General features: G+C 74.1%; 12 protein-coding genes. 5 read left to right on the plus strand and 7 right to left on the minus strand.

What is annotated here, in order from left to right:
* Positions 1-16: 16 nt before the first annotated feature.
* The 3 genes from ACX9MN_RS28870 to ACX9MN_RS28880 all read left to right on the plus strand — a co-directional run bounded on the left by ACX9MN_RS28870 (position 17) and on the right by ACX9MN_RS28880 (position 4689).
* Entirely contained in the window at positions 17-1402 is a 1386-nt protein-coding gene (locus tag ACX9MN_RS28870) for a dihydrolipoyl dehydrogenase (protein ID WP_489726115.1), read from the plus strand.
* A gap of 84 nt (positions 1403-1486) precedes the next feature.
* Complete coding sequence (locus ACX9MN_RS28875; protein ID WP_489726116.1) at positions 1487-4099, plus strand: histidine kinase dimerization/phosphoacceptor domain -containing protein; 2613 nt, start codon at positions 1487-1489, stop codon at positions 4097-4099.
* Positions 4096-4689 carry a biliverdin-producing heme oxygenase gene (locus tag ACX9MN_RS28880; protein ID WP_489726117.1) on the plus strand — a complete coding sequence of 198 codons (594 nt, stop codon included), beginning with the start codon at positions 4096-4098 and terminating at the stop codon, positions 4687-4689. Before ACX9MN_RS28875 ends, ACX9MN_RS28880 begins: the two co-directional genes overlap by 4 nt.
* A gap of 5 nt (positions 4690-4694) precedes the next feature.
* Here ACX9MN_RS28880 and ACX9MN_RS28885 read toward each other — a convergent pair whose 3' ends face one another.
* Positions 4695-5588 carry a LysR family transcriptional regulator gene (locus ACX9MN_RS28885; protein WP_489726118.1) on the minus strand — a complete coding sequence of 298 codons (894 nt, stop codon included), beginning with the start codon at positions 5586-5588 and terminating at the stop codon, positions 4695-4697.
* A gap of 100 nt (positions 5589-5688) precedes the next feature.
* On the opposite strand from ACX9MN_RS28885, the gene ACX9MN_RS28890 reads away from it, so the two are divergent.
* Positions 5689-6135: a DMT family transporter gene (locus ACX9MN_RS28890; RefSeq protein WP_132367137.1), complete on the plus strand. Its 447-nt coding sequence runs from the start codon at positions 5689-5691 to the stop codon at positions 6133-6135.
* Between the two features lie 109 nt (positions 6136-6244).
* Here ACX9MN_RS28890 and gmk read toward each other — a convergent pair whose 3' ends face one another.
* A complete protein-coding gene (gmk, locus tag ACX9MN_RS28895; protein ID WP_056525786.1) occupies positions 6245-6907 on the minus strand; it encodes a guanylate kinase in 663 nt (220 codons plus the stop codon).
* A gap of 76 nt (positions 6908-6983) precedes the next feature.
* Entirely contained in the window at positions 6984-7841 is an 858-nt protein-coding gene (locus ACX9MN_RS28900) for a YicC/YloC family endoribonuclease (protein ID WP_056526155.1), read from the minus strand.
* A gap of 353 nt (positions 7842-8194) precedes the next feature.
* On the opposite strand from ACX9MN_RS28900, the gene ACX9MN_RS28905 reads away from it, so the two are divergent.
* A complete protein-coding gene (locus ACX9MN_RS28905) occupies positions 8195-8830 on the plus strand; it encodes a PAS domain-containing protein (RefSeq protein WP_043712453.1) in 636 nt (211 codons plus the stop codon).
* Positions 8831-8879: 49 nt separating this feature from the next.
* Here ACX9MN_RS28905 and mltG read toward each other — a convergent pair whose 3' ends face one another.
* The 4 genes from mltG to mltA all read right to left on the minus strand — a co-directional run bounded on the left by mltG (position 8880) and on the right by mltA (position 13267).
* Positions 8880-10295: an endolytic transglycosylase MltG gene (gene mltG / locus ACX9MN_RS28910; protein ID WP_489726119.1), complete on the minus strand. Its 1416-nt coding sequence runs from the start codon at positions 10293-10295 to the stop codon at positions 8880-8882.
* A gap of 149 nt (positions 10296-10444) precedes the next feature.
* On the minus strand, positions 10445-11335 hold the full coding sequence (gene mutM, locus ACX9MN_RS28915; RefSeq protein ID WP_489726120.1) for a bifunctional DNA-formamidopyrimidine glycosylase/DNA-(apurinic or apyrimidinic site) lyase: 891 nt from the start codon (positions 11333-11335) through the stop codon (positions 10445-10447).
* A 124-nt stretch (positions 11336-11459) separates the two neighbouring features.
* On the minus strand, positions 11460-12092 hold the full coding sequence (locus tag ACX9MN_RS28920) for a Smr/MutS family protein (RefSeq protein WP_100251357.1): 633 nt from the start codon (positions 12090-12092) through the stop codon (positions 11460-11462).
* Positions 12089-13267: a murein transglycosylase A gene (mltA, locus tag ACX9MN_RS28925; protein ID WP_170862929.1), complete on the minus strand. Its 1179-nt coding sequence runs from the start codon at positions 13265-13267 to the stop codon at positions 12089-12091. The genes ACX9MN_RS28920 and mltA overlap by 4 nt, the downstream gene beginning before the upstream one ends.
* Positions 13268-13273: the final 6 nt, after the last annotated feature.

The following is a 13273-nucleotide window of genomic DNA, read 5'->3' on the forward strand; positions in this document are numbered from 1 at the left end:
ACGGTCCGGAATGCTGATGCGTGAACTCGACTACGACGTGGCGGTGATCGGTGCCGGGACCGCCGGAATCGCGGCCCATCGCGCCGCGACGGCGGCGGGGGCGCGGTCGGTCCTGATCGAGCGCGGCCCCGGCGGCACGACCTGCGCGCGGGTCGGCTGCATGCCCTCGAAACTCCTGATTGCCGCGGGCACCGCCGCCCACCTCGCCCGCACCGCCGACCTGTTCGGCATCCGGGTTCCGGACGTCGCGGTGGACGGGCCCGCCGTGCTGCGGCGCCTCCGCGAAGAGCGCGACCGGTTCGTCGGCAGCGTCCTCGAAGGTCTCGACGATCTCCCCGAAGACGAGCGCCTCGGCGGCACGGCGCGGTTCGAGAGCGACCGCACCCTGCTGATCGACGACGCGATCCGGATCCGCTTCCGGGCCGCGGTCATCGCCACGGGCTCGAGCCCAATCGTCCCGGAGCCCCTGTGGGGCCTCGGCGCGGACGTCCTCACCACCGACACGCTCTTCGAGATCCCCGATCTCCCGGCCTCGCTGGCCGTTCTCGGGGCCGGTGCCGTCGGGATCGAGATCGCCCAGGCCATGGCCCGGCTCGGCGTCGCCGTCACGGTCATCGACGCGGGCGACACCGTCGCCGGCCTGACCGAGCCCGACCTCGCCCGGCAGGCCGCCGCGATCTTCGGTTCGGAGATGGATCTTCACCTCGGCGCCGAGGTTCGGGACGCCGTTGCGGACAGCGACGGCGTGCGTCTCGGCTGGGTCGACCGCCACGGTCGCGACCAGGTCACGCGGGCGGCGCGGGTGCTGGCCGCCACCGGCCGTTCTCCGAACCTGGAGCCCCTCGGGCTGGGGGCGACCGGCCTTCGAATCGGCGAGACGGGCGTGCCGCACTTCGACCGGCGCAGCCTCGTCTGCGCCGGGGCGCCGATCCTGATCGCCGGCGACGTCGACGGCTGGCGACCGGTGCTGCACGAGGCGAGCCGCCAGGGCACGATCGCGGGCGCCAACGCGGCCGCCCTCGTGGCGGGCCGCCCGGTCGCGACGCCGGAGCCGTGGACGAGCCTCGCGATGGTCTTCACCCATCCCCAGGCGGCGGTGATAGGCGCACCCTACGACCCGGAGGACGATCGACGGATCGTCGGCGCCCTGGATTTCTCCGACCAGGGGCGCGCCCGCGTGGAGGGACTGAACCGCGGCGGCATGCGGATCTGGGCCGATCGGTCCGGGCGACTGCTCGGGGGCGAGATGCTCGGGCCGGCCGTGGAACACCTCGCGCACCTGCTCACGTACGCCGTCGCCGACAAGCAGACGGCCCAGGCCGTGCATGATCGCCCGGTGTACCATCCTACGGTTGAAGAAGGGCTTATCAGTATTATGTCTAAGATCATACAGAGAAGCTGAGGCGTTGATCTTGCTGACATCACTAGCATTGCGCTCGGCCATTTCGGTCGCCATACCCGTCTGAATGAGCCGGTTTCGCTCCTGATGCCGCCCAGCCAGGCCCCCGATACGGACGTCGATCTCGACGTCATCGCGCCGGACGCGCTCGACCGCCTGGACCAGGGCGTGATCGGGCTCGATGCGGCCGGCACCGTCGTGGCCTTCAGCGAGGGCGCGAGCGCGATCTCCGGGCTGTCGCGCGAGGCCGTCCTCGGGCGCGACTATTTCCGCGACGTGATGCCGGGCACCAACGTGCCGAGCTTCCGCGGCCGGTTCCTGGCGGGGGCGCGCCGCGGCGCCCTGGACGAGACCTTCGACTACGTCTTCGGCCGGCTACCGCAGCCGCTCCGGGCCCGGATCCACATGCGACACGGCCAGATCGGCGGCACGCGCCCGGTGACGTGGCTGACCATCGATCCCGTCGAGAGCCTCGGCGCCGATCTGTCGCGCGAGGCCGTGATGGCGGCGATCGGCCGGCGGGTGCGCGCCGAGCCGGTGGATGCCAGCCTCTGCGAGCGCGAGCCGATCCACATCCCGGGCTCGATCCAGCCCAACGCCGTGATGCTCGCGGCCGATGCCGGCACCCTCCTGGTCGCGGCCTACTCGGCCAATGTCGGCGAGATCATCGACCCGATCGAGCCGCCGCTGGCGGGCCGGCCCCTGGCGGACGTGCTTCCGGCGGAGGTCGTCGCGGCGATCCGCGCGCGGCTCGCGAGCGGGACCCTCGAGGACGGCGCCTCCATCCGCCGGACCCTGACCTTCCCGGATCGCGGCGCCTATCACGCCGTCGTCCACGCCCATGCCGGCCGCGTCATCGTCGAGATGGAGCTCGAGCCGGACTCGGCCGACGATTTCGCCACGGCGAGCCAGGTCGATACCGAGCTGGCCGTCGGTCGCCTGCGCGAGGCCGGGACCCTGGCCGAGGCCGCCCGGATCGCGGCTCTCGAGATCCGGGCCCTGACCGGCTTCGAGGCGGTGCTGGTCTACCGCTTCGACCCGGACTGGAACGGCGAGGCCGTGGCCGAGGACAAGGTGCCGGGCTGGTCGCGCAGCCTGCTGGGCCTGCGTTTCCCCGCCTCCGACATTCCCGCCCAGGCCCGGGCCCTCTACACCAAGGCCAAGAGCCGCTTCGTCATCGACCGTGACAGCGTCCCGGTCGGGCTGGTCTCGGCCCCCGGCGCCGGCAACGGCCCGATCGACCTGACCTTCGCCCAGCATCGCACGCTCTCGCCGATCCACCTGGAGTACCAGCGCAACCTCGGCGTGAACGGGTCCATGTCGATCTCGATCATGGTCGAGGGACGGCTCTGGGGCCTGATGATCGGCCACCACCGCCGCCCGCACTACGTCACGCCGGAGACGCGCGCGGCCGCCACGGTGCTCACCGACGCCTTCGCCATGCGGGTGCAGGAGATCGAGTCGCGCCGCCTCTGGGCCGAGCGGCAGGCGCATCTCGACGTCGAGGGGCGCCTCGTGCGCGGCCTGACGCGATCCGACGACTTCGTGGCCGCCCTGACGGCCGGGACGACGACGCTGCTCGACCTGTTCAGCGCCACCGGCGCCGGCATCGTCTCGGGCGAGCGGGTCACGCTGATCGGCCGGACCCCGCCGGCCGAGATGGTGGCGGCGATCGCCAGCTGGCTGCGGGCGCGCGTGCCGGAGGGCGAGGTCGTCTACAGCAGCGACAGCTTCGGCGCCGACTTTCCGGAGGCCGGGCCGCATCGCGAGATCGCCAGCGGCATGCTCGCGGCCTTCGTGGACGATTCGCGCGAGAACTTGCTGGTTTGGTTCCGGCCCGAGGTGCCCAGCACGGTCACGTGGGGTGGCGACCCGCGCAAGCCCGTGCTCGCCGGAAGCGGTCCCGTGGCGGTGCTGCCCCGCCGCTCGTTCGAGCGCTGGGTCGAGGAGCGCACCGGCTTCGCCGCGCCGTTCGCGGAATGGCAGGTCCAGCTCGCCGGCTCCCTGGCCGAGGCGGTCGAGGGCGTGGTGCTGCGCCAGCGGCGCAAGATCGACGAGCTCACCGGCCTGCTCGCCGAGAAGGAGCGTCTGCTCGAGCAGAAGGACCTGCTCACGCGGGAGATCGACCACCGGGTCAAGAACTCCCTGCAGATCGTCTCGGCCTTCCTGCAGATGCAGCGGCGCCAGATCGCCGACGGCGAGGCCCGGCAGGCCTTCGCCGACACCTCCGCGCGGGTGATGAGCGTCGCGCGGGTGCACGACAGCCTGTACCAGGCGGATCGGTTCGACGAGGTCGATCTCGGCCAGACCATCGAGAGCCTGTGCAACGACCTCGCGGGGCTGGCCGGCGACGGGCACGCGGTCGACCTGTCGGCGGAGCCCGGCCTGATGGTGCCCTACCGCAAGGCCGTGGCGCTCTCGCTGATCGCCACGGAACTCGTCACCAACGCCTTCAAATACGCGGCCAACCCGGCGGGCATCGGCCGCGTCGAGGTCAGAGTCTCGGCCTCCGGCCCCGGCGAGATCCAGCTGCGCGTCTGCGACGACGGGGCCGGCCTGCCCGACGACTGGGCGGACGCCAAGGCGCGGAGCAAGGGCTCCGGCCTGGGCATGAAGCTGATCCGGGCGATGCTCGACCAGATCAACGCCAAGCTCACCGTCGCCAACACTCCCGGCGCCTGCTTCACGATCACCGCGTGAGATCCCGCGAAGGCCTGCACGCGCGGCTGCGCGCCGCGACCGATCCGGCCCACCAGGCGCTGGAGGCGTCCCTCGACTGGCAGGCGCGGGTGGCGACGCTCGGCGGCTACCGGGAGCTGCTGGGACGCCTCTACGGCTTCCACGCGGTCTGGGAATCGGCCATCGGGTCCGGGCTCGCCGACGAGCCGTTCCTGGCGCCGCGCCGCCGACTCGCGCTCCTCGCGGCCGACCTCGTCCATCTCGGCCTCCAGCCCGGCGCGGTCGCGGCGCTCCCGAGACCGGCCGCTCCGGTTCTCCGCGGGCCGGCCGCCGCCACGGGCGCGCTCTACGTGCTGGAGGGATCGACCCTCGGCGGGCAGCTGATCGGCCGCCACATCGCCGGCTTGCACGGCTTCTCCGACGCGGGGCTCGCCTATTACCGGGCGCACGGGCCCGCCGCGGGGGCGATGTGGGCCGCCTTCCGCACGCGCCTGGACGCGTTCGGCGACGACCCGGCCGCGGAGGCCGCGCTCACCGGCGCGGCCGTGTCGACCTTCGCGGCGATGCGCGCGTGGCTCTGCCCGGTCCCGGAGCTGCCGGCCGCCGCCTGAGCCGCTCAGGCGGCGCCGAGGGCGTCGCGCTCCGCCGCCAGATGGAGCATCAGCCGCTCGACGAGCCGCCCCCGTGGCCGGCCCGCCGGCCGGAGCAGCAGCGTCTCGATGAGAATCTCGGGCCGGAACGGCCGCAGCACGATGGGCAGCCCGCCGAGCGCCCGTGCCGGGACCGGATCGACGATGGCGGCGCCGAGTCCCTCGGCGACGAGGCCGCAGCGGGCCGCCGTGTACTCGGCCATCAGGGCGAAGCGCGGCGTCGCGCCGGCGCTCGCGAAGGCCGCCTCGGTGGCCGCCTGCACGGGGCTCGACCCGGCCGCGATCAGCGGCACCCCGGCGAGATCCGCCGCCGTGACGACGCGCCGGCGGGCCAGGGCGTGCCCGCGGGGCAGCGCGCACACGGCCGCGACCCGCAGGAACGGCTCGGCGCTCACCCCGGCATGGCCGGAGCGCGGCCGGGCCAGGCCGAGGTCACACTGGCCCGAGGCGGTCCACGACCAGATCGTGTCTGTGCTGGGGACGTGGACCGAGATGCGCAGATCCGGGCATTCCGCGTCGAGGCGGCGAATGGCGCGCGGCAGCAATCCGGCGGCCAGGGAGGGTTGGCAGGCGACGCGCAATCCGCCGGTGCCGCGCTCGCGGATCCGGCGCGCGGCCTGCTGCAGGTGATCGAGGCCCGCGTAGGTCTGCGCGACCTCCTGGGCGAAGGCCTCGCCCTCCGGGGTCGGGAACGCGTTGCCGTGCCCGCGCACGAACAGCGCGAAGCCGAGGGCCGCCTCCAGCTGCGCGATGGCGCGGCTGATATGGGGCTGCCCGATGCCCAGGACCTCTGCGGCCCGCGTCATGCCGCCGTGGCGCATCACGGCGCGGAAGAGGTCGAGATGTGCGGGGTTCATCATGCCGAAACTGCATGGACGCGGGTCAGCGCGGCATTTGACGGCATCGGCCGGGACGGTTGTCAATGCCGCCCGCCGTCCCGACCCCGAGGCCCGTCCCGCAATGCTCGCCTTCGCGCTCTCCGCCCTGCTCGCCGTGCTGGCGGGCGCCGGCCTCGTCCTGCAGCAGATCCTGAACGCGAATCTCCGCGCGGGCCTCGACTCCGCGTCCTGGGCCGGCGTCTCCAGCTACGCGGTCGGGCTCGCCTGCATGGCGCTCCTCGCCGCCGCCCTGCGCGACCCGGTGCCGACGGCCGGCGTGGCGGAGCGCATCCCGTGGTGGACCTGGAGCGGCGGCCTGTTCGGCGCGGTGTTCATCGGCCTCGCGATCCTGCTGGTCCCGAAGCTCGGCGCCGCGTCCTTCTTCGCGCTCCTCGTCACGGGCCAGATGGTCGCCTCGGTGCTGTTCGACCACGCCGGCCTGCTCGGCCTCGCGCAGCGGCCCGTCGACCTGCCGCGCCTCCTGGGGATCGCGCTCCTGATCGGCGGCGTCGTGCTGATCCGCCGCTAGAGCCGTGCGCGATCGCGCTGCAACCGAGCACGGCTCCAAGCCTTTGTCTTGACACGCTCTCTTGCGCCCGACCGGTATCCACTTCGGCGGAGAGCGCTCCAGGGCCGGATCACGGCGTCTCGGCCAGCAGGCCCTCGACGAAGGGGGCGAGGCCGGTGCGGCGCGCCCGCCGGAGGCGCTCGGCCGCCAGGATCCCCTGGAGGGCCCGGAAGGCGTTCTGCAGATCGTCGTTGACGATGACGTAGTCGTACTCGACCCAGCGCTGGATCTCGGTCCGGGCGTTGGCGAGACGCTTCTCGATCGTCTCGGCGGAATCCTCCGCCCGGCGCTCCAGGCGCTGGCGCAGCTCGGCCATGCTGGGCGGCAGGATGAAGACCGTCACCACGTCCTGGGCGAGCTTGGAGCGCACCTGCCGCGTGCCCTGGTAGTCGATGTCGAAGATCATGTCCCGGCCGGAGCCCAGCACCTTCTCCACCGGCCGACGGGGCGTGCCGTAGAAGTTGCCGTGCACCTCGGCCCATTCGAGCAGATCGTCGCGCTCGCGCAGGTCGTCGAACGCCTCGCGATCGATGAAATGGTAGTGCCGCCCGTCGATCTCCGAGGGGCGCCGCCCCCGCGTGGTCACCGAGATCGACAGGTCGAGCGCCCAGCTCGGATCCTGCGCGATCGCCCGCGTCAGGGTGGTCTTTCCCGCGCCCGAAGGCGAGGAGAGGATCAGGATCAACCCGCGCCGCGCGATCGAGTCGGAGACGCTCCCGGCCGGCTCGGTCATGCGCGTGGCTCCCCGACGTTTCGCATCCGTATCCTCACGTCCCGATCCGGCATCGTGCCCAGCATCGTGCCCGGCATCATTCGATGTTCTGCACCTGCTCGCGGAACTGCTCGACCACGGCCTTCAGGTCGAGTCCGATCCGCGACAGGCTGATATCGTTGGCCTTGGCGCACAGGGTGTTGGCCTCGCGGCCGAATTCCTGGGCCAGGAAGTCCAGCCGCCGGCCGATCGCGCCACCGGCCGCCAGCAGGTCCCGGGCGCTCGCCACGTGGGCGCGGAGCCGGTCCAGCTCCTCGCGGACATCCGCCTTGCCGGCGAGCAGCATCGCCTCCTGGTGCAGGCGGTCCGGGTCGAGGCCGCTGCCGCCGAGGGCCGCGACGGCCGCCTCCAGCCGTGCCCGCACGGCCTCGGGCTGGCGGGCCGGGTTCTCCTCGGCGGCCTGGGTCAGCGCGGCGATCCGGTCGACCTGAGCGGTGACGACCTGCTCGAGCTGGCGCCCCTCGGCGCGGCGCGCCTCGACGAGATCCGCGACCAGCTGGACCACGCCCGCGGCCAGGTCCCGGGCGAGGGTGTCGGTGTCGGCCGCCTCGTCCTCGACCTCGATCACGCCGCGCACGCCGAGCAGCCCGTCCATCGTGGCGGGGGCCACGCCCTCGGGGACCGGCACCCGGGCCACCGCCTGGGCGAGGCTCGCCAGGAGGGTCTCGTTGATCCGCACCCGCGCGGTCGTCTCCGGCTTGGTGAGGGTCAGCGTCAGCTGGCACTGCCCGCGGGTGAGTGTCTTCTGGAGCGCGGTGCGCGCGGTCTCGCCGAGCCCGTCATAGCCGGCCGGCACGCGGGTGCGCACGTCGAGGCCGCGCCCGTTGACGCTGCGGACCTCCCAGGCCCAGTGCACCGGTCCGGCACTGCCCGCCGTCCGGGCGAAACCGGTCATGCTCGCGATCTGGGCCACGCCGACCCCCGTCCCCGTGAAGATCGGGGCCTGTAGCACGGATCACTCCGGTGGGAAGAGGCCGGTCGCCGCCGTCGCCGCGTCGCGAGGCGCGTCGGGCGCGCGTCGGACGCGCCGCGCGCCCGGCCATCTCGGGCGGCGCCGTGCAGTCGAGCGGCACCCGGCACGCTGTTGGGACCGGTAGGGCCGCCCGCCCGCGACGCGGGCCCCGTCCGCCGTCGCCCGCGCGGTCGCGGTGGTCACGTTTTCACTTTCGTGTCGCGCGGCCGACGTTGCATTCCGCAGTGAAGGTGTGCTCGAAATCCCGCTCGTCTGCACATGAACTCGGATGGCGCATGCCGCGATCAGTATTGGGGAGGACCGCGCTCACGCCGTTCGGGATGTCCGCGCTGGGCGTCGGCATCTGGGAGGATGCGCCGCACACGGGATGCGTGCGCGGGGACGCGACGATGGCGCGGATCTTCGGCCTGACCGAGACCGAGGCGGCGGACGGCATCACCTGGGAGCAGCTCTCCGCGCTCTTCCACCCGGAGGACCTCGCCCGGGACCAGAGCGAGCGCCGTCGCGTCCGCGAGGAGGGCGGTCTCTTCGCCTGGGAGCACCGCATCGTGCCCGCGCCGGGCGTCGTGCGCTGGGTCCTGGCGCGGGGCCGGTTCGAGCGCCGCGCGGACGGGCACATCTACGGTCGGGGCATCGTGATCGACATCACCGACAGCCGGGTCGACGGCCCGTACGAGCCGCCGGTCGGTTTTCTCGGGGCTCCGACCGAGCCGGGGACCGCCGTCGAGCGGATGGCCGATTACGCGATGCGCCTGTGGGAGCTGGTCGGCGATCTCGGGCCCGGGGAGGCGACGCGGGTGCAGCCGCTGCTCGAGGCGCTGCTCTACGAGCTGGGACGGCAGATCGCGGCCTCGCTGTCGGGCGAGCCGCCAGAGGCGCCGCGGCGCCCGCGGAACCCGCGGGCGCATTGAGGGCGGCCCCGACGGCGCCGAAGCCGGCGGCGCGGACCGGCGCCGCTGCCTAGCGGCGGCCCCGCGGCGCCGGTGCCGGCTCGCTCAGGGTCGGGACCGTCTTGGGCGAGCCCAGATCGTAGCTGCGGTTCTTGAGGGGATCGAGGCGGGTGCCCTCGGAGGCGTCGAAGGCGCGCGTGCCCGGCGTGCCGGTATCCAGGGCGAAGGCCGCGTTGGTGTTGATCCCGTTGCCCGCGGGGGCGCCGCCCGGCGCGTAGGCCGAGGCGCGGCCCGGCGTGGTCGAGTCCGGGCTCGGCTCGACCTTGTCGACGGCGTCCGGCGGCGCCTGCCGGCTCTTCTCGACCGCCCGCCAGCGGGCGACGTTGCGCTGGTGCGCCTCGAGGGAATCGGCGAAGGCGTGGCCGCCGGTGCCGTCCGCGACGAAGTACAGGTCCTTGGTCCGGGAGGGGTTGGCCACCGCCTCCAGGGCGGCGCGGCCGGGATTGGCGATCGGCCCCGGCGGCAGGCCCTCGATCACGTAGGTGTTGTAGGGGGTCGGCCGGTCGATCTCGGAGCGCAGGATCCCGCGGCCGAGGGTGCCGCGCCCGCCCACGAGGCCGTAGACGATCGTGGGGTCGGATTGCAGCTTCATCCGCTTGTTGAGGCGGTTGATGAAGACGCCGGCCACCCGGGGCCGCTCGTCGGCGCGGCCGGTCTCCTTCTCGACGATGGAGGCGAGGGTCACCATCTCGGCCGGGGTCCGCACCGGCACGTCGGCGCTGCGCCGCAGCCAGATCTGGTTCAGGACCTCGCGCTGCTTGGCCTTCATCAGGTTGACGATCTGCTGCCGGGTGGCGCCGCGCTCGAACTTGTAGGTGTCCGGCAGGAGCGAGCCTTCCGGGGGGATCTCGTTGATCTCGCCGGCGAGCACGTCGTTGTCGTTGAGGCGGTTGACGATCTGCTCGGAGGTCAGGCCCTCCGGGAAGGTGATGGCGTGCTGGACCTGCCGGCCCGTGGCGATCGTGTCGAGCGCGTCGGAGATGCTCGCGTGCGCCTTGAAGACGTACTCGCCGGCCCGCAGCGCCGGCCGGCCGCCGAAGCGGGCGGCGAACTCGAACAGGCCGGTATGGTCGATCACGCCCTCGCGCTTCAGGGTCTCGGCGATCTCGGCCGTCCCGCTGTGGGTCGGTATGACCACGACCTTGTCGGCCGCGAGCGGGCCCGGCTCGCGCACCTGCCGCTGGAACAGCGTGATCCCGATCATCGCCGCGATGGCGATGACGACCGCGAAGGTCAGGGCGCCGCTGATCAGGCCCACGAGGCCGCTCCGCTCGCGCTCGGGTTTCTCCGGCGGCGGGGGCGCGACGGTCGGCTTGATCGCCTCGCCGGGCGAGCGCGGCGACAGCCGCTGCGGCAGGGCGGGCTCGTCCGTCGGATCCTGCGCGGCTGTCTCGGGCGCGGGCGTCTTTGAGCGGCGGAAGAACATCGGGATCCTGTCTGGGCCCGCGCGACCCGTCACGCGTCGCGGGCCGGGATCGGCTGCCCGCAACCGGGTGCGCACGTCGAGGGGCGTAACCCTAGTCGGGTTTGTGGCGAAATTGCCGTTCCGCGACGCGATAGCGCCGATCGGCGCGCTCAGCCCGGGGGCTGGCAGGTGGCGCAGTAGAAGGTCGAGCGGTTCGCCTGCACGATGCGGGTGATCGCGCCGGCGCATCCGGGCCGGCTGCAGGGCAGGCCGACCCGGTCGTAGACCCGGAAGGCGTGCTGGAACGCGCCCGCGCTGCCGTCCGTGTGGACGTAGTCGCGCAGGGTCGAGCCGCCGGCCTTCACGGCCTCCTCGAGGACCTGCACGATCGCCTTGGCCAGGGCGTTGGCCTTGGGCGTCGGGCGCCCGTCCGGCCGGGCGAGGCTCCCGGCCGGCGCCTCCGGATGCAGGCGCGCCCGGTGCAGCGCCTCGCACACGTAGATGTTGCCGAGGCCCGCGATCAGGCGCTGATCGAGCAGGGCGGCCTTCAGCGGCGCGATCTTGTGGCGGAAGAGCTGCGCGATCACAGCCCCGGTCAGCCCGTCGAGGGGCTCCACGCCCATCCGGGCGAAGTGGCGGCAGGCCGCGAGCTCCGCGCTCGGGACCAGATCCATGAAGCCGAAGCGGCGGGCGTCGTTGTAGGTCACCGTGGCGCCGGTGCTCATCGCCATGACCACGTGGTCGTGCCGGGGCGTGCCCTGGGCGCCCTCGAGGTAGAAGTCTCCCGGGGACAGGTTGCTGCCGTCGGGCAGAGCCACGTCGAACCGCCCGCTCATGCCGAGATGCATGACCAGCGTCTCGCCCGAGTCGAGGGCGGCGGTGAGGTACTTCGCCCGGCGCGCGAGGTCCGTGACGGTCCGCCCCTCGAGGCGGGCGGCGAAGCGCTCGGGGAACGGGAAGCGCAGGTTGGCCCGGCGCAGGGTGACGCGGCTGAACCGCGCGCCGACCAGGGCGGGCGCCAATCCCCGCCGCACGGTCTCGACCTCGGGAAGCTCCGGCATCGCTCTCGCAGCATCTCCGTGCGCGGCGCTCCGTGCGCCGGATCCGGATATCGGCGGGATCGGTCCGGGCCGCAACCGCGGGGAACCGGCGCGGTTTGCCGCGCGTCCCGCGCCGAGGCCCGCCCTAGCGGCGGCGCAGGCGGACGTAGAGGGCGCCGCCGCCGCCATGGTGGCGGGCGGCCTCCTCGAAGCCGAGGACGATGCCGCGCAGATCCGGCCCCCGCAGCCAGTGCGGCACGCTGCGGCGGAGGACGCCCCGCTCGGAGAAGGCGTCCGCGTGGCCCGGGCCGCCCTTGCCGGTGACGACCAGCACGTAGGAATGCCCGGCGGCCCGGGCGCGGAGCAGGAAGCCCGTCAGCGCGGCATGCGCCTCGGCCTGCACCATCCCGTGCAGGTCGATCCGCGCCTCGATCGCGAGCCGCCCCCGGCGCAGGCCGAGCTTGGCGTTCCGCTCCAGCCCGGCACTCGGCGCGTGCCGCTGGGGCGGCGCCTGGTAGGGAGCGGCGGTGGCCGGGCGCGCCGGCTCCGAGGCCGGCTTCGGCGGGTGCTTCGCCCGCGGCCTCTTGGCGACCGGCGGCGCGCTGGGCTTCAGGATCGGCGCCGAGAGAGCCGGCATGGTGGCGGTCGGGCCCGGCGGCGGAGGTGTCTCGGGCACCGGGGCGGCGCGGCCCGGCAGCGGCGTGACCAGCTTGGCGATCGCGTCCCAGAGGCGGGTCTCTCCCGCGGTGAGGCGGCGCCCGCGGCGCGGGGCCCTCACGGCGCGGCTCCGGGCACCGCCGCGCGGCGCGGCAGCAGGACCACGAAGCCGATCGCGTCGCGGAGGTTGCCGGCGGCTACGCCGGCCTCCGCACCGGTACCGACGAAGAGGTCGCCGCGGGCAGGGCCGACGATCGCCGAGCCGGTATCGGCGGCGATGACGAGGCGCCCGGCCTCACCGGGAGTCGCGCCGGGGAGGGGGCCGGCGAGCCAGAACGGCAGGCCGTAGCGCCAGAGGGTCGAATCCACCGCCAGGCTGCGGCCCGGGCTGAGCGGGGCGTTCGCGGCGCCCGGCGGCCCGAGGGCCGGATCCGCGACCGGAGCGAGGCGGAAGAAGATGTAGGAGGCGTTGGCGCGGATCAGGCGCTTGGCGGTCTCGGGATGGGCGCGCAGCCAGCCGGTCCAGCGGGCGAGCGTCAGGCCCTCCAGGGGCAGGTGGCCCTCCTGGACGATCAGCTTGGCCACCGCCGTGTAGGGGCGGCCGTTGCGGCCGTCGTAGAGCACCCGCACCGCGCGCCCGTCCGGCAGCCGGACGCGCCCGGAACCCTGGACCTGCAGGACCAGCAGGTCGACCGCGTCGCGCAGCCACAGGATCGGCTTCGCCCGCGCGCCGAGGGCGCCGTCGTCGATCGCGGCGCGGTCGGGGTAGGGGGCGAAGCCGTCCGCGGTGGCGCGGGCGGCGCGCAGGCCCGGGTCGAGCCCCGGGCGGGTCTCGCCGGGGCCGAGGGAGATCAGGTCATCGGGGCGGGCCAGGACCGGCGTCGGGAAATCCGGGCCGGGCTCCAGGGAGCCGGTGAGTTCCGGCTCGAAATAGCCGGTCAGGAAGCCGGGCCGGTCCGCACCGGGCCGCACGACGCGGAACGCCTCGAACCGCTCGCGGAAGAAGGCGGCGGCGTCGGGCACGGGGCCGGCGGCGGCCGCGCAGGCCTCGGCGAGGGCGGCCGGATCTCCCACGACGCCGTCGGGCTGGGGCAGGGCGGGCGGCGGGGCCGTGCAGACGCGGCGGAAGGCGTCGAGCGCCGCCTCCGTCCCCGCGCCGGGGAAGCCCGGCAGGTCGGCCGCGGCCACGGGGGTCAGCACCGCACCGCCGACCGCCGTCGGCGCGGCGGACACGGCCTGACTCAGGAGGGACGCGAGGAGGGCGGCCGGGACTGCTCCGGACCGGGCGCGGGACATCGGCAC

Source organism: Methylobacterium sp. 1A (assembly GCF_058072805.1).

What these genes read in the sequence shown, in the direction of transcription:
- ACX9MN_RS28875 (WP_489726116.1), top strand. Translation starts at nt 1,487, where the DNA reads ATGCCGCCCAGCCAGGCCCCCGATACGGACGTCGATCTCGACGTCATC.
- ACX9MN_RS28900 (WP_056526155.1), bottom strand. Translation starts at nt 7,841, where the DNA reads ATGACCGGTTTCGCCCGGACGGCGGGCAGTGCCGGACCGGTGCACTGG.
- mltG (WP_489726119.1), bottom strand. Translation starts at nt 10,295, where the DNA reads ATGTTCTTCCGCCGCTCAAAGACGCCCGCGCCCGAGACAGCCGCGCAG.
- gmk (WP_056525786.1), bottom strand. Translation starts at nt 6,907, where the DNA reads ATGACCGAGCCGGCCGGGAGCGTCTCCGACTCGATCGCGCGGCGCGGG.
- ACX9MN_RS28905 (WP_043712453.1), top strand. Translation starts at nt 8,195, where the DNA reads ATGCCGCGATCAGTATTGGGGAGGACCGCGCTCACGCCGTTCGGGATG.
- ACX9MN_RS28885 (WP_489726118.1), bottom strand. Translation starts at nt 5,588, where the DNA reads ATGATGAACCCCGCACATCTCGACCTCTTCCGCGCCGTGATGCGCCAC.
- mutM (WP_489726120.1), bottom strand. Translation starts at nt 11,335, where the DNA reads ATGCCGGAGCTTCCCGAGGTCGAGACCGTGCGGCGGGGATTGGCGCCC.
- ACX9MN_RS28890 (WP_132367137.1), top strand. Translation starts at nt 5,689, where the DNA reads ATGCTCGCCTTCGCGCTCTCCGCCCTGCTCGCCGTGCTGGCGGGCGCC.
- ACX9MN_RS28870 (WP_489726115.1), top strand. Translation starts at nt 17, where the DNA reads ATGCGTGAACTCGACTACGACGTGGCGGTGATCGGTGCCGGGACCGCC.
- mltA (WP_170862929.1), bottom strand. Translation starts at nt 13,267, where the DNA reads ATGTCCCGCGCCCGGTCCGGAGCAGTCCCGGCCGCCCTCCTCGCGTCC.